Source organism: Streptomyces sp. NPDC048411, from assembly GCF_040704695.1.
In the GTDB taxonomy this organism is placed as follows: Bacteria; Actinomycetota; Actinomycetes; order Streptomycetales; family Streptomycetaceae; genus Streptomyces.
The window spans coordinates 18,912-38,039 of the sequence record NZ_JBEZKL010000071.1 but is presented as its reverse complement, the minus strand read 5'-3'; the positions used below and the strand labels follow the sequence as shown (position 1 = coordinate 38,039).

Annotated in this window: 16 protein-coding genes and 3 pseudogenes; 10 read left to right on the top strand and 9 right to left on the bottom strand. The window is 70.5% G+C overall.

Annotation, left to right across the window (positions count from 1 at the left end):
* The 4 genes and pseudogenes from AB0915_RS23740 to AB0915_RS23725 form a co-directional block, all read right to left on the bottom strand.
* Nucleotides 1-78, bottom strand: a pseudogene (locus AB0915_RS23740) (IS3 family transposase); the annotation flags it as partial.
* Nucleotides 79-93: 15 nt separating this feature from the next.
* Complete coding sequence (locus AB0915_RS23735) at nucleotides 94-282, bottom strand: hypothetical protein (protein WP_366692985.1); 189 nt, start codon at nucleotides 280-282, stop codon at nucleotides 94-96.
* On the bottom strand, nucleotides 279-578 hold the full coding sequence (locus AB0915_RS23730) for a transposase (RefSeq protein WP_366692984.1): 300 nt from the start codon (nucleotides 576-578) through the stop codon (nucleotides 279-281). Before AB0915_RS23730 ends, AB0915_RS23735 begins: the two co-directional genes overlap by 4 nt.
* A 157-nt stretch (nucleotides 579-735) precedes the next feature.
* Nucleotides 736-1,293, bottom strand: coding sequence for a hypothetical protein (locus AB0915_RS23725; protein ID WP_366692983.1), 558 nt, complete (start codon nucleotides 1,291-1,293; stop codon nucleotides 736-738).
* Between AB0915_RS23725 and AB0915_RS23720 the strand changes: the two genes are divergently transcribed.
* The 3 genes from AB0915_RS23720 (at nucleotide 1,286) to AB0915_RS23710 (ending at nucleotide 2,960) form a co-directional block, all read left to right on the top strand.
* Entirely contained in the window at nucleotides 1,286-1,519 is a 234-nt protein-coding gene (locus AB0915_RS23720; RefSeq protein WP_366692982.1) for a hypothetical protein, read from the top strand. The genes AB0915_RS23725 and AB0915_RS23720 overlap by 8 nt on opposite strands.
* Before the next feature lie 95 nt (nucleotides 1,520-1,614).
* The gene (locus tag AB0915_RS23715; protein ID WP_366692989.1) at nucleotides 1,615-2,583 is read left to right on the top strand and encodes a sigma-70 family RNA polymerase sigma factor; all 969 of its coding nucleotides are present in this window, start codon (nucleotides 1,615-1,617) and stop codon (nucleotides 2,581-2,583) included.
* A gap of 2 nt (nucleotides 2,584-2,585) precedes the next feature.
* Nucleotides 2,586-2,960 carry a hypothetical protein gene (locus AB0915_RS23710; RefSeq protein ID WP_366692981.1) on the top strand — a complete coding sequence of 125 codons (375 nt, stop codon included), beginning with the start codon at nucleotides 2,586-2,588 and terminating at the stop codon, nucleotides 2,958-2,960.
* 37 nt (nucleotides 2,961-2,997) lie between these two features.
* On the opposite strand, the gene AB0915_RS23705 is transcribed toward AB0915_RS23710, so the two are convergent.
* The 3 genes from AB0915_RS23705 to AB0915_RS23695 form a co-directional block, all read right to left on the bottom strand.
* Nucleotides 2,998-3,732 (bottom strand): NAD(P)H-binding protein, encoded by a 735-nt coding sequence (locus AB0915_RS23705; protein ID WP_366692980.1) that lies wholly within the window; start codon nucleotides 3,730-3,732, stop codon nucleotides 2,998-3,000.
* A 104-nt stretch (nucleotides 3,733-3,836) separates the two neighbouring features.
* The gene (locus AB0915_RS23700) at nucleotides 3,837-4,502 is read right to left on the bottom strand and encodes a nitroreductase (protein ID WP_366692979.1); all 666 of its coding nucleotides are present in this window, start codon (nucleotides 4,500-4,502) and stop codon (nucleotides 3,837-3,839) included.
* Between the two features lie 37 nt (nucleotides 4,503-4,539).
* On the bottom strand, nucleotides 4,540-5,442 hold the full coding sequence (locus AB0915_RS23695) for an MBL fold metallo-hydrolase (RefSeq protein ID WP_366692978.1): 903 nt from the start codon (nucleotides 5,440-5,442) through the stop codon (nucleotides 4,540-4,542).
* Between the two features lie 621 nt (nucleotides 5,443-6,063).
* Between AB0915_RS23695 and AB0915_RS23690 the strand changes: the two are divergent.
* The 5 genes and pseudogenes from AB0915_RS23690 to AB0915_RS23670 all read left to right on the top strand — a co-directional run.
* Nucleotides 6,064-6,213: pseudogene (locus AB0915_RS23690) on the top strand (recombinase family protein); the annotation flags it as partial.
* Between the two features lie 504 nt (nucleotides 6,214-6,717).
* Nucleotides 6,718-8,340 carry a DUF6351 family protein gene (locus AB0915_RS23685; RefSeq protein ID WP_366692977.1) on the top strand — a complete coding sequence of 541 codons (1,623 nt, stop codon included), beginning with the start codon at nucleotides 6,718-6,720 and terminating at the stop codon, nucleotides 8,338-8,340.
* 41 nt (nucleotides 8,341-8,381) lie between these two features.
* Entirely contained in the window at nucleotides 8,382-8,972 is a 591-nt protein-coding gene (locus AB0915_RS23680; protein ID WP_366692976.1) for a DUF308 domain-containing protein, read from the top strand.
* A 1,153-nt stretch (nucleotides 8,973-10,125) separates the two neighbouring features.
* Nucleotides 10,126-10,815, top strand: a pseudogene (locus AB0915_RS23675) (Bax inhibitor-1/YccA family protein).
* Nucleotides 10,816-10,973: 158 nt separating this feature from the next.
* Entirely contained in the window at nucleotides 10,974-11,936 is a 963-nt protein-coding gene (locus tag AB0915_RS23670; protein WP_366692975.1) for a sigma-70 family RNA polymerase sigma factor, read from the top strand.
* Between the two features lie 464 nt (nucleotides 11,937-12,400).
* Here the strand turns inward: AB0915_RS23670 and AB0915_RS23665 are convergent, their stop codons facing one another.
* A complete protein-coding gene (locus AB0915_RS23665; RefSeq protein WP_366692974.1) occupies nucleotides 12,401-13,300 on the bottom strand; it encodes an SGNH/GDSL hydrolase family protein in 900 nt (299 codons plus the stop codon).
* 431 nt (nucleotides 13,301-13,731) lie between these two features.
* Between AB0915_RS23665 and AB0915_RS23660 the strand changes: the two genes are divergently transcribed.
* Together AB0915_RS23660 and AB0915_RS23655 are read left to right on the top strand one after the other, a co-directional pair.
* Nucleotides 13,732-14,583, top strand: coding sequence for an alpha/beta hydrolase (locus tag AB0915_RS23660; RefSeq protein WP_366692973.1), 852 nt, complete (start codon nucleotides 13,732-13,734; stop codon nucleotides 14,581-14,583).
* Nucleotides 14,584-14,587: 4 nt separating this feature from the next.
* On the top strand, nucleotides 14,588-15,079 hold the full coding sequence (locus AB0915_RS23655) for a VOC family protein (protein ID WP_366692988.1): 492 nt from the start codon (nucleotides 14,588-14,590) through the stop codon (nucleotides 15,077-15,079).
* Between the two features lie 167 nt (nucleotides 15,080-15,246).
* On the opposite strand, the gene AB0915_RS23650 is transcribed toward AB0915_RS23655, so the two are convergent.
* On the bottom strand, nucleotides 15,247-18,963 hold the full coding sequence (locus tag AB0915_RS23650; RefSeq protein WP_366692972.1) for a S8 family serine peptidase: 3,717 nt from the start codon (nucleotides 18,961-18,963) through the stop codon (nucleotides 15,247-15,249).
* Nucleotides 18,964-19,128: the final 165 nt, after the last annotated feature.

The following is a 19,128-nucleotide window of genomic DNA, read 5'->3' as shown; positions in this document are numbered from 1 at the left end:
GCGTTCGCGCATGATGCGGGCGATGCGCTTGCGGTTCACCCGCTGCCCCAGGCGCCGCAGTTCGGCGTGGATGCGCGGGACGCCATAGGTCTTTCAGGAGGCGATGTGCAGCACGGTGATCTCGTGCGCGAGCGCGTCGTCGGCCGCCTGGCGCTTGCGGCGGGCGGCCTCGCCATCGCGCCAGGCGTAGTAGGAGGAGCGGGCCACGTGCAGCACCCGGCACAGCAGAACGATCGGGTAGTTCGCCTTCTCCGCATGGATGAACCGGCACAACTCGCTCACCGGTCGTTCTCCTTCACGAAGAAGGCGGTCGCTTTTTTCAGGATCTCGATCGTCTGCTGCTGTTCACGGTTCTCCTTGCGCAGCCGCTTGAGCTCCTCGCGCTCGGCGCTGGTCAGCTCGCCGGGGGCGCCCTCTCCCCGGTCTGCCTTGGCGTTGCGGTACCAGCCGCGCAGGGACTCGGAGCTGATGCCGAGTTCCCGGGTGACGGCGGTGACCGTCTTGCCCGAGGAGTCGACGAGCGCGATCGCGTCCCGCTTGAACTCCTCGGTGTACCGCTTCGTGTACTTGCTTCCCACCTGGTGCTACTTCCTCTGGAACCCCAGGTCCCAGTCTCCAGGTGTCCACGATCAAGGGGAAGCTTCAATGTCGACTTCACCCCGCTGCGCGAGCAGGACCTGACCGCCGCCGGCCTCGGCCAGGCCGCCCGAAGCAGGCCCGACTGGTGACCTGCGTTCAGCGGCGCAGGACGCTGACGACGCGTTCCCTTCCCAGGATCGGGGCGTCCTTGCATCCTTCGGGAGTGATGAGGTAGGGGCCGACCCACTTGCGGGAGTAGCCCGTCGGGTCGTCCTGGTCAGGATAGGTGCGGCGGTGCGGTCGTACGAACCACTGGTGGCGGTAGATGCGGCCGGCAGTGTCGCGGGCGCCGCGGTCGTCGTCGGAGGCGGGCCGGATGGACTGGCGGAGCGTGATGTAGCGGACCGGGGCATCGGGGTGCTCGGCACCGGCCCGGCGCAGGCGTTTGCGGGCAGTGGCGTCGGGCCGTACTTGTTCGGACTGCCACAGGGCACGGCGGGTGTCGGCGGGCTGCCGGATCAGTAGCAGGGTGCCCAGGAGGATCCGGATGGTCCGGAGCTGGTCCTCATTGAGCAGTGTGCATCGTGAAAAGTGCAGGTCGGGCCAGCTGGTGCGCGGGGTCGGGGGTGCTCGGGCTGGTCGGCGGTGGGTGAGGACTGGGCTTGAGGTGGGGTGCGCGGGGAAGCTGGAGCCGCTTCGGGCGAAGATGACCAAGTTCGCCGATCGTGGCGGGCTGCACAAGCGGCCTGATGGGAAGTTCACCGCACGCCAGATCGCCCGAAGGGGTGGCGGAATGGTGCTGCTGGACGGCTCGGTGCTCCGCACCCGGCGGCGCACCGGGGCCGAGAACCGCAAAAGCCACTTGGGCAAGAACGAATGCCACTCATTGGCCGAAGAACCCGAATGCTGCCCGAATGCCCTCGTTCAATCGCCGTGTTGACAACAGTGGATGACCAGCGGTAGTGGTGTTCCAGTCCTGTTCGGTCGAAGGAGATGGTCCATGGCAGCCGCGACACGATCAGTCGGGGGCGAGGGGTGACGGATTCCGGTGTGGATTTAGAGCCCGGTGGCACGGATGATCTCGGGAAGGCCCTGGCGGTCTTCACGAGCGTGCGGCCGCGCCTGTTCGGGATCGCGTATCGCATGTTGAGCAGCGCCACCGAAGCCGAGGACCTGGTGCAGGAGGTCTGGCTGCGGTGGCAGATGTACGACCGCAGCACGGTACTCAATCCGGGCGCGTTCCTGGCGACGACGACGACCCGGCTGGCCGTCAACGCACTCCAGTCCGCGCGGGTGCGGCGGGAGACGTACGTGGGGCCGTGGTTGCCGGAACCCGTCGACACGAGCGCGGACCCTTACCTGGGCGCCGAGCGCGGTGAGGCCCTGGAGTTCGCGGCGCTGATGTTGATGGAGAAGCTCACCCCCAACGAACGAGCCGCCTACGTGCTGCGAGAGGCGTTCGACTACGGCTACGGGAAGATCGCCGAGGTTCTGCAGGCGACCGAGCCCGCGGTGCGTCAGCTGGTCAGCCGGGCCCGCAGACACATGACGGGCGAACGGCGCAAGACCGTGCCCGCCGCCGCACAGCGGCAGCTGCTGACCGCGTTCCTCACGGCCGCCCGCTCCGGAGACACGACCGCGCTGGAGCAGCTCTTCGCAGCGGACGTGGCCAGCCTGTCCGACGGCAACGGCAGGCTGGGGGTCGCCCGTCGGCCGATCGTGGGCGTGCCGCAGGTGACACAGTTCATGAACGCGATCTCCGACTGGTTCTGGGACGGCCTCGACGTGCGGTGGGCGAGCACGAACGGGCAGACGTCCGCTGTGCTGCTGCGCAACGGCGCCGAGTTCGGGGTACTCACGGTCAGCGCCACCGCCGAGGGCATCGACCGGGTGATGTGGATGTTCAACCCCGAGAAGATCGCGACGGTGTCCGAACTGGCTGAGTCGCCGACGTCACAGACCGACGGGGTGCCTGGTCACAGGCGCGGGATACGAAAGAACTGAGGATGCCCAGCCGGCTTGAGGACGTCGTACACGGGCTTGCCGAGGCGGGCTTGCGAGGCGACGTCGCCGCTGTCCGGGCCGCGCTGGATGCCGATGTCGTCGCCGTGTGTGACAGCGGCGGCATCGTACCCGCCGCGACGGGTACCGTTCACGGCGCCGAGGACGTCGCCGACCTGGTCGCCGTCCTGCTGGGCGGGTTGGGCACCGAGGTGATCGTCGAGTCCGTCAACGGACGTGCCGGCCTGGCCGTGCGCCAGGGACCCCTTGCCATCGCGGTGATCGGCGTCGGGGAGGCCGGGGCCAGGGTCACCAACCTGTGGATCGTGCTCAACCCGGCCAAACTGAACGACTGGCACAGGCCGCCGGCAGACCGTTGACGGGCCCGCGCGGCATCTGCCGCGCGGGCCCGTCGGGTCAGCGCGCGAGCCAGTCCGGATAGGCCGTCTTGGCGATGACGGCGCCGTCCTCGGCGATGAGGGCCTTGCCCGAGGCGGCGGCGAACATGCCGGCCGTGCTGTCCGTGACGACGGTGCGCTGGTCGCCGCGGGCGGCGAGTGTGATCTTGCCCAGTTCGTCGAGCCGGAAGACCTCGGGTCCTGCGACGTTACGGGTGCCCCGCAGCGGGGTGCCCACGCTGACGTCGGCCACGGCCCGGGCGACGTCAGCCGAGGCCATGGGCTGGACGAGCGTGGCGGGCAGGCGGACGGTGTGCTCGTCGGAGGTCCAGGACAGCACCGAGTCCATGAACTCGAAGAACTGCGTGGCGCGGACGATCGAGTACGGCACGGGGCCGGCCTTGAGGATGTTCTCCTGCAGCACCTTGGCACGGTAGTAGACCAGGTCCGGCACCAGGTCGGCGCCCACGATCGAGAGGATGACCGCGTGGCCGACGCCGGCCGCCTCGGCGGCCGCCAACAGGGTGTCCATGGTCTGCTGGAAGAACGCGGGGGAGGCTTCGTCGAAGGTCGGCGAGTTCGTCAGGTTGACGACGACGTCGGCGCCCTCCAGCGCCTCCGCCAGGCCCTGCCCGCTGAGCAGGTCCAGGCCAGAGGACGGGGAATGCGGCACCGCCTCGTGCCCGTTCGCGTTGAGGATGGTGACGACCTGCGATCCGATGAGACCGGTCCCACCGATGACAGCAATCTTCATTTCTTCGCCCTTTCTTGCCGGATTCCGTGAGGAACGCGTTCACGAGCCAAGACCGACCGGCCCCGCGGGTTGTGACACAAAGAATTTCCCGCGGGAAACGGCCCCTAGACTCCGACGAACGTGACGGTCTCGTCGAGCGGTGCCCGGCCGGTACGAGGACGGCTCACCGCGACATCCTCGAACCCGATCGACATTCCGCAGAAGAGAATCAGTTCGTCCGGGGGCGAAAGGATCTCGCCGACGGTCCGGTGAAACTTCGCCCACGCCATCTGCGGGCAGCTGTTCAGCCCCTCGGCGCGCAGCAGCAGCATCACGCTCTGCAGGTACATGCCGAGGTCGGACCATTGCGGCCGCCCCATGCCGCGGTCGATGTAGCAGAACAGCGCGGCGGGTGCGCCGAAACAGTTCCAGTTCTCGGCGGCGGCCCTCTGACGCGCCTCTATGTCCTCGCGCGGGATGCCGAGTGCGCCGTAGCGCTGCTCGCCGAAAGCGGATCGGCGCTCGCGGTACGGGGATTTCAGCGCGGGCGGGTACATCTCGTACTCCGGCTCGTCCCAGGGGTCGCCCGCGGCGAGGCGCTCGCCCGCGCGCTTCTTGAGCTCCGCCAGCGGGGCGCCGGTCACCACGTAGGCCTGCCACGGCTGGATGTTCGACCCGGACGGCGCCCAGGCCGCCGCCGACAGCACCCGCTTCAGCACCTCCCTCGGAACGGGCCGGTCGGTGAATCCGCGAACCGCCTGTCGGCTCGTGACCGCTTCGTAGACGTCCACAATCTCCTGCCTTCCGAGCTGATCGAGACGTGGCGGGTCAGTGGTCCCAGACGGTCGGCACGAAACGGAAGGCGTCACCGGCGGCCGCCACGTGGCAGAGGGACGGGAACGGCACGTGAGTCGCGAGCAGTCGCTCGCCGCTCGCCGCCATCTCCGTCAGGAGACGAACCCGGACGCGGGCCGATTCCTCCGGGTCGTGTTCGAAGCCGTTGTACCAACCGGGCCGGTCGAACCCGCACTGGAACACGGCGTCGCCGACGAATGTGAGGCGGTCGCCGCCGGACTCCAGGCGGACGATGCTGTGACCGGGCGTGTGACCGCCGGTGCGCACGATCGTCACTCCCGGCGCCACCTCGTGCTCCTTCTCGAACGGCTTCAACTGGCTGCGGTACACGTCCAGGAACTTCGAGGCGGACGCACGGAGCACCGCCGGCACCGCTTCCGGCATGGCGGTCCGGGAGAAGTCAGGCGCCTCCCAGAACTCCGCCTCGGCGGACGCCAGATGGACCCGCAGGTCCGTGCGCAGCCGGCCCCTGAACCCTTCGACGAGCAGCCCGCCGATGTGGTCCATGTGGAGGTGGGTGAGCACCACGTCGGTCACGGACCCGGGGTCGATGCCGGCCGCGTCCAGTCGCCTGGCCAGCTGGCCGACCCGCGGGTGGCTCGGGAACTCCGCGCCGAGGCCGGAATCGACGAGGACGGTCCGGCCACCGCTGCGCACGACGGCCACGTTGATCGGGTAGACGAGCATCTCCGGCAGGAAGTTCTCACCGAGCCAGGCGGACAGGTCCGCCTGGGCGGCGTTGGTGGCCAGCGTCTCGGCCTCGATCTGCATCGTCCCGTCGCTGATCACCGTCACGTCGATGTCGCCGACGTTCAGCGCATAGCGGGAGGGCACCAGTTCGTCGTGAACCAGTGCGCCGGGGTGTGCGAGCTTCATGGCGTTCTCCTCGTGAAGAGCGTCGACCGAAGACATCGACGGCGTCATGGGGTACGCCGTCCGGTCATTCCCTATGACAGGACGGCACCGCAGTCTGTGACAACCGCTCTGCCCCCTCGCCTCCGCCCCGCCTGGCCTAGCACGTCAAGGGGGTGACCCAAGCGATAGCGAGCGGCCTCCGTGCAGACCAGGGGACCAGAAGCCCCGAACGAACCTCACTACTGACGAAGAACCGTTCCGCACCCCGCACTGCCGACTGCATCAGGGACGGATTGGTGAAGCCGTTGACCTGTAGCGCGCCCGAACCGTGTTTGCCGCGCACGACGTTGTCGTTGGCCCACTGAAGCAGGCCCTGGCGGACCTCGGGAACGTCACAGGCCCGCAGATGAGACGTCGCCATACCCAGTTCAACGACGGAAGGCGTCCCCGGTTCCGCCGAACGGGTCGGGCATTGATGTTTCATAGGTGGTCGCTCGTGAAACACGCGGCCGTCCGACAGTCCACCTGCGGCGATCACGTTTCATGAGTTGTTGCAAACGGCTGGACTTCTGAAACACCCTCATGAAGCGGTCCGAGGTCGTGAGCGACGACTTCAAGCGCGTGGAATCGCACGACTGCCCGATGTCCACCTGTGCCGCCCCGGCAGGCTCGCCCTGCCGCACTGGCAAGAACAAGGTGGCGATCCAGTACCACACCGCCCGCTTCCGCCTGGTGCCTCAACTCGCGAAGGCCCTCAACGTGCCGACCCCCGCCGTGCGCAAGCCCGGATCCGCCTGGGCCCAGGCCGGCGTAGCCGAGCTATACGACCGCAGCCCAGAGCGTTACGCAGAGCTACACACCACCTGGCCGTAGCTATACGAGAACAGGGCCTACTCCCTGTCGGAGGAGGGCAGCCGCCGGGCGGAGCACGGGCGCGGCAAGACCGTCTGGCTCGCAGTGGACGTCTCCGGGTCGGTGGACCGTCGAATGACCTAACCCGTCCGCAAGACACATGTCAGCTGGACAGCGGTTCGAGTGGAGTCCGTACACACCCCGCGCCGCACACGATGGCAACACTGACCGTCAACTGACTGATGTACCGGGGCGTGACGTGAGGCCAATGTAAGCACTGACGATCCGTGCGGCTTCGGGCGTGCCCGGTCCACTGATCATCATTACGTAACCTGCTTGACTGGTGACGCAATTCATGTCAGTTTCTTCTCGCACACACCGCGTGGGAAACGCCGGTGCATGTGTCACCGCTTCGGACAGGTATCTACTTCTGATAGGAAAGCCATGAGACGACGACTTCTGACCGCCGTCGCGGCCGGGGTGCCGCTGGCCGCTGCGGTGTACCTGCCGACCGCCTCGGCGGACACCGGGAGCTCCGCCTCCCAGCCGCGCACATGCTCGACCGTCACCGTGCAGGCCCCCGCGGGCACCGAGGTGGAGAGCGTGGTGTCGGTCGACCGTCCGGCGGGAACCGTCGACGTGCCGGAGATCACGCCCCTCCCCGCCGCGCACATCACCGATGTGCCGGCCTACTGCGACGTGACGGTCACGCTGACCCACCCGGGCGAGGGAGACCACGCCAAGGTGAAAGTCTGGCTGCCCCAGAACGGCTGGAACGGCCGCCTGCAGACGATCGGCGGCAGCGCCTTCGCCGCCGGCGACTACGGCACCGGCCTGGCGGACGCCGTCAAGAAGGGCTACGCCGCAGCCACCACCGACGCCGGCGTCAAGTCCTACCTCGACACCAGCTGGGCCCTGGACGCCAAGGGCCGGGTCAACACCCCGCTGCTGAAGAACTTCGCCTCCCGGTCCGAGCACGAGGCGGCGGTCGTCGCCAAGCAGGTCATCGGCGACTACTACGGCAGGACGGCCTCCTACGCGTACTTCAACGGCTGCTCCACCGGCGGCCGCCAGGGCTACGCGGAGGCCCAGCGTTACCCCGACGACTACGACGGCATCCTCGCCAACGCGCCCGCCATCAGCTGGGACGAGTTCGAGGTCGCCACCCTGTGGCCGCAGGTGGTGATGAACAACGAGAAGACCTACCCGACAGGGTGTGAGTTCGACGCCTTCAACGCCGCCGCGGTCAAGGCCTGCGACTCGCTCGACGGCGTCAAGGACGGCCTGGTCGAGAACCCGGCCCGCTGCGACTTCGACCCCCGTCAGCTGATCGGCACCACCCTTGAGTGCGAGGGCAAGCAGGTGACCATCACCGCGGCCGACGCGGCCGTGGTCCGCAAGATCTGGGACGGCCCGCGCACCACGTCGGGCAAGAAGCTGTGGTCCGGCGTCCCGATCGGCGCCGACCTGAAGTTCCCGTTCCTGGCGGGCACCCTGCCGGACGCGAACGGCGACCTCAAGGGCGCCGCGTTCCCCGTCCCCGCCTTCTGGGTCGCCTCCTGGCTGAAGAAGCAGCCCTCGTTCGACGTCTCGACGATCACCTACAGCCAGTTCACCGAGCTGTTCCGGCAGTCCCAGGCCGAGTACGACGAGGTCATCGGCACCGACGACCCCGACCTGTCCGCCTTCCGCAAGTCCGGCGGCAAGCTCCTGACCTGGCACGGCCAGCAGGACCAGCTCATCCCCACCCAGGGCACGGTGTCCTACCGCGAGCAGGTCGAGCGGAAGATGGGCGGCACCAAGCGGGTCGACGACTTCTACCGTCTCTTCCTCGCGCCGGGCACGGCCCACTGCGGCCTCAACGGGCAGACCGACGACCTCGGCGCCCTGCGCGCCTGGGTCGAGCACGGCAAGGCGCCCAGGACGCTCACCGCCACGCTGACGAACTCCTCCGGCGAACAGGTCATCCGTGACCTGTGCGCCTACCCGAAGGTGTCCCGCTACATGGGCCACGGTGACCCGGCCGTCGCCGGCAGCTTCCGCTGCGTGCCCCCGTCCCGGTACTGACCTGCCGACACATCCCCAGCTACTGAGAAGGGCCGACCGTCATGAGCACCAACACCACGACACCCGGTACGCCAGCCGCGACCGGTGAGCGTTCCTCCCTGCTGAAGCTGTACCTGTCCCGGGGTGTCCTGGCCGTGGTGTGGGCCGTGGCGTTCGCCGGAGCCCACAAGGACGTCGACGCGGTGGCGATCACCCTGCTGGTCGTCTACCCGCTGATCGACGCGGTGTCCTCGTTCCTCGACCTGCGGACCGCGCCGGACGGATCGGAGCGCCGGGTGACGCTGTTCAACGGCGTTCTGAGCACCGTCGCCGCTATCGCCGTGGGCATCGCGGGCGCCGGCGGCGAGCAGCCAGTGCTGCACGTGTTCGGAGCCTGGGCCGTGATCTCCGGCGCGGCCCAGGTGGCGGTCGGCAACCGGCGGCGCGGTCCCGAGCTGGGCAAGCAGTGGCCGATGCTGATCGCGGGCGGCCTGTCCGTCCTCGTCGGCGTCTTCTACAACATCCAGGCCGCGGGCGACGATCCGTCGCTCGACGTGCTGTCCGTCTACGCCACCGGCGGCGGCGTGTTCTTCATCGTCCAGGCCCTCCTGCTGGGCTGGAAGTCCCGCCAGCTTCGGACCCGGCCCGTCTGAGCACCCCACGCGTCACGTCCTCGGCCCGCCCCCACAAGGGGCGGGCCGAGGACTTCTTCATGGGCGAGGGCGTCAGCCGACCCAGTAGCGCACCGGCAGTGACAGCACACCGCGCATGGTCCCGGAGGGGATCCGGACGAGGGAATCGGCCGGGACGGCGCACGATTGCTGCAGCTGGGTCATACGTTCCTCCCGGTCCGCGGACTGGGGCGTCCCGGCGTACTCGGCACGGTGTGCCCGGCCAGGCCCTGCGTCCTGCGGTCCGCAGACCGGCACGGAAAGCGGGGTGGGACGGCCGCCCCCGCCTGACGCTGCACGCGAGGGCGACCGCCCGTTCCCGCCACCGTTGACCAGCCAATCAGCGCCCGGCGGCGGGAGCCTCCACTGGACACAACGGGCCGCGGGTCCGGCGGGGTTCACGGCCCGACAGGAAAACGCGGCCGCGGCGGCCGATGTGTGCCCTGGCGTGTCCCACCGCCGCGCACGGTGCGGAACGTGGACTGCCAGGTTTTCCGGCATCCCCGCCCTTGCCGACCGTGGAGTGCGGATGACGAACGGCCCTTTCGCCGCAGGCGTATTCGAGCCGTCCGTCGACCCCGCCCGGCTCCGCCGGGACGTCGAGGCCTCGGAGGAGGACCGCGGAGCCGGCGCAGGGAGCCACGGGCGATCCGGCGGGCCGAGGCATACGTGTGTGAAATGGGTGACGACGTCGCTGTGTGGCACTCCGTTCCCCTGCCGGAGTGCCACACAGCCGCGTCGGAACGGAGTCCGTGCCGCCGGCGGGGCGGTCGACCGGGACGGCCCCGGTCACCTGCGGCATGCGGCGCCCCGGCACTGGCCGTCACCGGCCCGGAGGCCTGGGGGCACCGGCCGTTCCCCGCTTCCTCGGACCGGCCGCCCGACAGACCGGTCCGCCGTACCGTGGCGATAATCGCCGCACCCATGCCCCACGGACGCAGACAGCGGAACGGGAAAGCACCACGCACATGCCAACTCGTTACCTTTTTGAACGGTGACAAGACTTGTGGGCGCTGTGTCACTTGTCAGAATGGTTACGCATGAGGGGGAGGGGCGGGCCACCGGCCCCGCCCCTCCCGCGAGCACTCGACTCATGGCACGGGCCGCACCGGATCGCGGCCCGGGAGGGAACGACATGCGCAGCAGCAACCCGGCTTTCTCCCGGCGGCGTTTTCGCTGCGACGACGGCTCGGACGGGTCCGCCGTCCGGCAGCCCCAGCCGACGGCTGTCGGGGCCCCGGGCGCCGACCCGTTCGGCGCGGCACCCGCCAACCCCTACGTCACCAACCCCTTCGCCGAGCCCGCGGCCTGGGACTCCAAGGCCGACGCGCGCACCGGTGGTGCGGCGATGACCATCGACGACGTCGTGGTCCGTACCGCCGCCAAACTCGGCACGGTCGTCCTCACGGCCGTACTGTCCTCTCGATGATCCAGGCGTTCCGCCGCACACCCTCCCCGGCGCTGATCCTGGGGTATGCGGCCTTCGAGGGTGTCTTCCTCGGCGTCGTCTCCAGTGCCACCTCGACCTGGCTCGCCGGGTGTCGTCGTCCAGGCGGTCCTGGGCACCATGGCGGTCTCCGCGGGTGTGCTCATCGCCTACAAGCGGCGCTGGATACGTGTCACCCAGCGGTTCTTCGGGTTCGTGACGGCCGCGGCGACCGGCTTCCTGCTGCTGGTGGAGGACGCGCTCTTCTCGGCCTTCGGCGCCGACGACGGCCTGGGCTTCAGCAGTGGTGGCCTCGCCGCCTTCGGTCTCGTGACCACCCTGGTGTGGATCTACCTGGAGGTCCTCCGGGTACTGTCGATCCTTCAGAGCGACGATTGACACCTACCGTCCGCTCCCCGAAGGGAACGGCGGATCCCGCCGGGGCGCCGGCAGTCACGGCGGAGCGAGAACGGTAGACGTCATCGCTCCCAGGCACGTGTGCGAGTATCGAAGACACCGGCCCCGGGAACGTTGGGGCGGAAAGGGCGGGGCGGGCCATGACCATGGTGCTGGAGGATGTCGAGCGCGCCGAGGACACGGCGCTGACCCGGGCAGCCCAGCGGGGCGACGCGACCGCGCTGGGGCTGTTGCTGGAGCGACACCGCCCCGGTATGCGGGCGGTGGCGCTGAGCCTGCTGGGTCCAGGCCCCGACGTGGACGACGTGATGCAGGACGCCGCGCTGGTGGCGCTGCGCCGCATCGGTGACGTCCGCGACCCGGCCGCCGTGGGAGCCTGGCTGCGGATGGTGGTGCGCAACGGCAGCCGGACGGTGCTGCGCGCGGCGCGCCGGACCGAGCCGCTGGCGGAAGTGCCGCTGCCGCCGGCGCTGATCACCCCCGAGCACGTACTGGACAAGCACGCCCTGCGCGACTGGATCTGGGAGGCCGTCGAGGAGCTGTCCCCGGCGCTGCGGCTCCCCGTCGTGCTGCGCTACTTCTCCACGGGCGTCACCTCCTACCAGCAGATCGCCGAGGCGTGCGGGATACCCGTGGGCACGGTCCGCAGCCGGCTCAACCAGGCCCGTGCGGGTCTGGCCAGGGCCCTTGAGGCCACCGCGGCCGGTGCGCACGAGGACGCCCGGCGGCGGACCGAGGAGGGATGGCTGGAGGTGCACGAGACCCTGGCCGCCGCGGAACGCGGGGAGTACGACAAGGTGGTCGCCGACCGCTACACGCCCGACGTGACCCTGCTGAGCGCCGGCCGGCGACTCGGCGGGAGCGGGCTGCTGGTGGCGGGCATGGAGGGCGACCTGTCCGCCGGAGTTCGCCAGCACCCCGCCAACGTGATCGCCGGCCGCTCGCTCGTGGTCTGGGAGATGGACCTCGCCAACCCGCCGGACGCGCCGGACCACTGCCCGCCGGGAGTGGCATGGATCATGACCCTGGAAGGGGGGCGGATCGATCGGGTGAGTCTCTACCACACCCCCCGTCCTGCCCAGGCCATCCAGGCGACGGCCTGACCACGCGCCTCAGCCTGCTCCGCTGAACCTTTCGGGCCGCCGCACACGTGTCACGTGTGTGTGCTTGTGACAGGTTGCCATGGCCCCACTTCGACATTGGAAGTGGCTCCACTGAGGTGAGAGGGGCCCGGGCGTGCGAGGACGCGCTGCGGCAGATGACCGAGGACGAGCCGCCCTTCCCCGTGGTGCCCAACGACCGACGAGATGAAAAAGCCCGGCTGGGACGTAGGGCCTGTTCTGAGTTCCCCGCCTGCGCCCCGGCGCCCGGCACGCACGCTCGGCGCACGGCGCCGCAGGACAGGTGGCTCCGCCAGATGACCTGCGACACCGCACGCCGATCGCACGCACCGACCACCGCTGCGCCCGCGCTTCGCGCGGACGACGGGGAACTCAGAACAGGCCCTAGCCCGGCCGGGCTTCTTGGCATGCGGACCGGTCCTGCCGGGGTGGGACCGCCGCGTGGGTCAGTGGCGGTGCGCCAGAGCCAGCTTGACGGCGGTGGCCATCGCGCTCTCGCCCCGGGTGTTGGGGTGCAGCGGAGCCGCCGGGCTCTGCGGGGCGAAGGTCTCGATCCACCGCTCGCCGGCGGGCGCGCACAGGTCGTGCCCGACCGTCGGGGCGTAGGTGTTCACGTACTTCGCACCACTGAGCCGGGCCTGGCGGGCGAGCATGGAGTTCAGCTCCTTCTCCTTGTCCCGCAGGTAGGCGAAGTCGCCCGCGGCCAGCGGCACGGAGGCGCTGGTGCAGCCGACTCCGTCCTCGGGGAAGATGTCCGGGTACCCGACCAGCACGACCCTCGCGTGCGGCGCGCGGTGGTGGATGCCGCGGATCACCGCGGCGACCTTCGGCGTGGTCGCGGCGATCGACTCCGTCACCTGGTCGGTGCCCGAGCCGGTGAGGTGGTCGCGGCACGGGGCGCCGGCCGGGTCGGTCGCCGACAGCTTCGCGCAGGTGCCCATCACCGTGGTGAAGCCGATGTCGTTGCCACCGATGGTGAGGGTCACCAGATCGGTGTGCCGGTTCACCGCGTCCAGCTGCGGCGCCGCCGTTCCCTGCGGGGTGGTCATGTCGGCGGTGGTCGCCCCGGAGCAGGTGACGTCCGTCAGCGTCGTCGCCGCCGAGGAACGCGCCACCAGCGAGGGGTAGTTGTTGCTGCTGCGCTGGCAGTCGGCGTCGACCTGGTCCGGGACCAGGGGCGCGGAGGCGTAGGAGTCGCCGAGGGCGACGTAGTCCACGCGATGCGGGTGGTGTGCGGTCGTGCTCGCCATCGCCGGGTGGGCCGTGGCCAGGGCGGCGACGCCACTGATCAGGGCGGCACCCATCGCCAGGGCGCGCTTCGCGCCGGAGGTGGGAAGGCGTCTCATCAAGATCTTTCCTCTCGTAGTCGATCCCCGGCCCCAGTCGGAAGGGAGCTGGTCCGCGGTCCGGTTCCGGCGCGCCGACAGGGGCGCTGAGTACCGGGCACACGGGCGCAGTCGGGGACCCCACTTGTAGTACGCGTCCCGTCCCGTCCGGGGATCGGCGGCCCGGATAACGAATCGGTTGCTGTGTGGTTCGTCGTCGAATGACTTCAGCCCTGAGGGGTGCACGGCGTTCGGCCGCCCCCGCCGACCGTCAAGTGACTGATGTGAGGCGGCCGGCACATCGGCGAGAGTGTGTCCCGTACGTACACATGTATGCCCTGCCAAAATCACTGGCTTGATAGGTGACGTCGAGCCTGGCAGACTAGTCACCATTCAAATCGGTGACGGAGCGCAGGGTGCTTACCGATTCACTGACGAAAGGATTTGTTGTTGTGTTGAACATCAAGGGAGCAGGCAAGCGGCGGGTGCTGACCGGGGCCGCGGCGGCCGTCGTCGCGGGGGCCGCGTTCGGGGGCTTCGCCCTGGCCGGCACAGCCAGCGCCGGCGCCATTGACAAGGGCGGCAAGGACGAGCCCAAGCCCACCGTCGTGCTGGAGCACGGCGCGTTCGCGGACTCCTCCAGCTGGAACGGCGTGATCTCCCGGCTGCGCGCTGACGGCTACCCCGTCGTCGCCGCCGCGAACCCGCTGCGCGGCCCCCACAGCGACGCCACCGCCCTGCGCGGCCTGCTCGACCACATCAAGGGCCCGAAGATCCTCGTCGGCCACTCGTACGGCGGTTCCGTGATCAGCGAGGCCGCCGCGAATGACCCCGACGTCAAGGCCCTCGTCTACGTGGCGGCATTCCTGCCCGCACCCGGCGAGACCGCGCTGGAGCTGACCAACAAGTACCCCGGCTCCACCCTCCCCGACGCCCTCGACCCGGTCCCCGTCACCAACCCCGACGGCACCCAGGGCACCGACCTCTACATCCAGCAGGACAAGTTCCGCCACCAGTTCGCCGCGGACGTCCCGCGCAACAAGGCTGCCCTCGCCGCGGCGGGCCAGCGTCCCATCGCCCAGGCCGCACTGGAGGAGAAGGCCACCGTGGCCGCCTGGAGGACCATCCCCAGCTGGGACATCGTCACCACCCAGGACCTGAACATCCCGGCCGCCGCGCAGCGCTTCATGGCCAAGCGGGCCAACGCCCACATCACCGAGGTCGCCGCCTCCCACTCCGTCGCTGTCTCCCACCCCGGCGTCGTCACCCGCGTCGTCGAGGAAGCCGCGAGCGCCACCCGATAGCGAACTGGCGCCACCCGACAGCGAACATAGCGAAAGCGAGAGCACTGCCACGGACCTGAGACTCGAAGTCGTCGTCATCCCCGTCTCCGACGTCGACAAGGCCAAGGACTTCTACGTCGACACGCTCGGCTTCCGCGCCGACGCCGACTACCCCATCAACGACGGTTACCGGATCGTGCAGGTCACGCCCCCCGGTTCCGCCTGCTCGGTCATCTTCGGCGAGGGCCTGACCACCGCCCCTGCGGGTTCGGCCCAGGGGCTGCACCTGATCGTGACCGACATCGAGCAGGCGGTCGGGGAACTGACCGCACGCGGTGTCGACGTCGACGGCCCGTTCCACGACGCCACCGGTGCCTTCCACCATGCGGGCCGGGCCGACCGGGTTTTGGGACTCCAGCCGGAGCGCGCCAGCTACGGCTCCTTCGCCTCGTTCGCTGACCCCGACGGCAACGAGTGGTTCCTGCAAGAGGTCACCGAACGCGCGCCCGGCCGCTGACGACGAGCACAGCGACACCCAGAGGGCGGCCGCCACAGCAGCCATCCCGGCCGCCTCGTGCGCGCGCCCCTGGCCCCGGCATCCCGGCCCCACCCCACACATGTGGGGTGGGGCCGGGCCCGTGTGCCGGACCCGGCCGCCTCCGCACCGCGGGAACACCGCGCGTGCTACCTCAGGCCGAAGGCCCGGGTGATGCTCTGCTCCACGCTGTTGCCGCGCGTGTCACGGGCGGTGGCGCGCAGGGTGACGAACCGGGCGGTGCGCGGGGCATCGAGCCGGGTGTGCCAGCCGCTTCCCGAGCGGCGGAGGTCCGCCTTGTGCCAGGTGGCCCCGTCGTCGTACGACATCTCCAAGCCGGCCTCGCGTATCGCTCCGGTGCCCGCCGACCGGGACAGCTGGGACGGCGTGAGAGTCAGACCGGAGCGCCGCGACGCGCGGCCCGCAGCGTCGGTGTCCACACCGTAGTCGAGCTGGATCAGCGGCAGCTGGGCCTGTTCCCCCGCCGCAACCGCCCCGGAGGTGAAGCCCCACTCGGTGCGGGTGCGCGTGGAGTAGGGGGCAGGCCACAGGTCGCGGGCGTTGTCCGACACCAGGCGGTACGGGAGCGGGTCGGGGCTCAGCCCCCGCACCGACATCGTGAGCTGGTACCGGCCGGCCTCCTTCAGCAGCGTGTCGCCCTGGTAGACCCGGACCCGGTTGTCCACGTCGAAGTTCCCGTACGTGCCGCCGACATGGGAGGTCCCGGAGTCGCCCCAGCCCGGGACGGACACGTACAGGGTGTCGCCCTGGCGGACCGGCGCCATCCCGTCGATGAGCCGGGGCCGCTGCACCGGACCGAACCACCGGACGCTGTGCACCGCGCCCGCGCGGTAGCTCTCCTCGGCCGCGTACTGCTCCTGCTCGATGGGGATCTGGGCCCGGCCTGCCCATGGCTCGCCCGCGGTCACCCAGTCCGTGCGGGTGCCCTGCGCCGGCGCGAGGGAGGGGTTCATGGCGCTGCCGCCCGCGCGCGTGACGTCGTTGCGGCTCTCCAGGGCCCGTCCGGCGCGGAAGTTGCGGAAGGAGACGTCAAGGCGTGCCAGATCCTGCTGCCGGACGCGCCGGGTGAGGTCCGCGGGGACGGCACCCGGGTAGTCGTGGGTGAGGTCGTAGACGTAGTCGGTGACCGGGTGCGAGGTGACGTCCAGACGGGTGCGGCCGTGCTGCGCGCGGGCGATGAGCCGCTCGCCCTCGTCGTGGGTCAGCGTGGCGACGGACAGAGGGGCCGGGTCGGCCGGTGCGTACGGAGAGTCGTTCCAGGGCTCGATGCGGCCGTCGCCGTCGTGGACGACCAGCAGCAGCCGGGCGCCGGCGGCGGCCGCCGCGGCGGCCTGTTCCTCGACGGGCACGGCGTCGTTGCGGCGTACCAGGGCTGCTTTGCCCCGGACGTCGAGGGACGCGTACGCGGACGCGGCGCCGTCGCCGGCGAACACCGCGTCGAGGCGGTGGCGGCCCTCCGGCACCGGGCGCGCGCCCGCGTGCGCGAGGAGGTCGTCGTAGACCCCGTCACCGGAGGCCACCGTCAGGGTGGGCTGCTTCAGCCGCCAGCGGGTGCCGAGCACGAACTCGCCCTCGGCGACCTTCCGACCTGTGGGCAGCGCCCACAGGCTGTCGTCGGCCGTGCCCGACCAGGCCGAGGACGCGGACCAGTCGTCGTCGCCGAAGCCGCGGTAGGCGTCGACGCGGAAGCCGTCGGGCGTGCCCGGCAGCGGCGTGTCCGCCGCGACACGGCGGGCCCTGGACCCGTCGAAGACGGCGGTGCGGTCCTGCGTGAGGTCGATGTCCGTCACCGTCAGCAGAGCCATCCCCACTGAGCGCGGCCCATGGGCACCCTGGACGCGGGGGCTCAGCCACGCCGTGTACGAACCGGGCGGCAGCACCAGCTCGGCGCTGCCGGAGTCGTCGAGCAGCACCGGCTGCCACACCCGCCTGCCGGTCACGATGACGGTGCCGCCGACCGGCTCGCCGTCACGGTCGTTCGCCTTCAGCGTCAACCGATGCCGCTCGCCCTGCTCGCCCACGCTCAGCAAGGTGCGCGCGCGGACGGTGCCGGACGGGTCGGTCGCCGTCAGGAAGCCGCCCAGTACCCGGTCGGCAGGCACGTCGTCGAAGTGCGCGGTCACGGTGACCGAGGCACGGCCGTGCGCCGGGACGGTGAGCTGATCGGCGGACAGCGTGAACACCCCGTCGGCCACGCCCGGCCCGTGGTCCGCGAGATCCAGGGTGACCGGGGCGTCGCCGTCGTTGGTGTAGGTCACCTCGCGGTCATCGGTCGTACCGGGCGGGGTGGGCCAGCTGTGGTAGCCGAAGCCGGAGCTGGCGGTGGCGAAGACGGTGGCGGCCGTCGTGGCGGCGATGTCCACCCGCCCGGTGCCGCCCTCGAACGGGCCGCTGGCCGGCGTGGCCCTGGTGGTGCTGACCAGGGCGTCCTTGAGCTGCCGTCCCGTCCAGCCGGGGTGCTCGGCGGCCAGCAGGGCGGCGGCCCCCGCGACGTGCGGGGTGGCCATGGAAGTGCCACTGAGTGTCTGGTACGCGCCCGATCCCTCACGGGCGTACTGCGAACGCGCCGCCAGGATGTCCACGCCCGGAGCGGTCAGTTCGGGCTTGACGGCGGCGTCGCCGACCCGGGGACCGCGGCTGGAGAAGTCGGCCAGGGCGTCGGAGCCGTCCACGGCGCCGACGGTCAGCGCCTCGCCGGCCGCGCCCGGCGCCCCCACCGAGTAGGCGTCGGGGCCCGAGTTGCCCACGGCGACGGTGAACAGGGCGCCGGTCTCCTCACTGAGGTTGTCCACCGCGGTGCTGAGCGGGTCGGTGCCGTCGGTGGGGCTGCCGCCGAGGCTCATGCTGACGACCCTGGCGTGCTGTTCGTGGGTCGCCCACTCCATGCCGGCGATGATCCAGGAGTCCTGGCCGGCGCCGTCGTCGGAGAGCACCTTGCCGATGTGCAGCCGGGCGCCCGGGGCGACGCCCTTCTCCTTGCCGCCGGAGGCGGCGCCGGTCCCCGCGACGGTGGAGGCCACGTGGGTGCCGTGCCCGTTGCCGTCCACGGCCGACTCGCCGGGCACGAAGCTCTGTTGGGCGGCGATCCGGCCGGCGAGGTCGGGGTGCTCCGCGTCGACACCGGTGTCGAGGACCGCGACGTCCACGCCCTCGCCGGTGTTGCCCACCTCCCACACCCGCTGCGCGCCGATCTGGGCCGTGCTGTCGGCGAGGTTCGCCTTCACCTTGCCGTCCAGCCAGACCTTGGCCACGCCAGCCCACAGCCGGGGCTGCTCACCGGGGTCCCGGGCCGTGCCCTCGCTCTGCCCGGTGAGCGACGTCCAGAACGCCTCCGACCGGTCCGCGCCGAGCGCGGCGCCGTGGATGCTCTCCAGCGTCCGCACCGTGCGCGTTCCGCGCGGCGCGGTGAGGCTCTCGGCCCGGACGGCGGAGGCGGTGTAGGTGACGATCACCGGCAGCCGGTCCGTGTGCTCGTCGTCGTACCCGTCCGCCAGCAGCCGTGTGACGTTGAACAGCTCGCGGTCCAGCAGCCCTGCCGCCACGTACGGCAGCGCGCGGTGCGGGTAGACATACGTGTCCTTACCCGAACGGTGTGTCTCGAAGCCGGTGTAGCGTCCCTCCGGGCTCTGCACGAGCTGCCGAACCGTGCCGTCGGGGTCTCGGGTGGTGACCACCTGGTCGCCGGTCACCAGCGTGACGGTGGGAGCCGCCGGAGTGGTGAGCGACGGTGGAGCGGTCGCGCTCGCCGAAGCGGCCTCGGAGGCCGGCAGGAGTGGGACGGCGAGCAGCGCCAGCGCGGCACACACGGCCGGCAGCCCCCGTCTGGAGAAGGGTGAAGGCGGCAAGACATATCTCCTTCTGAACAGGTGTGAGATTTCTGCCGGACATTGTGACCCCATGCTGCGGAGGGCGGAACGCGGTTGGCCAACGTGTGATGTGGCGTGACAGGACCAGTACCGGCAGGGCCGTCGCCCCGCCGCGTTCAGCACCGCCGAGGAGTCTGTCTTAGC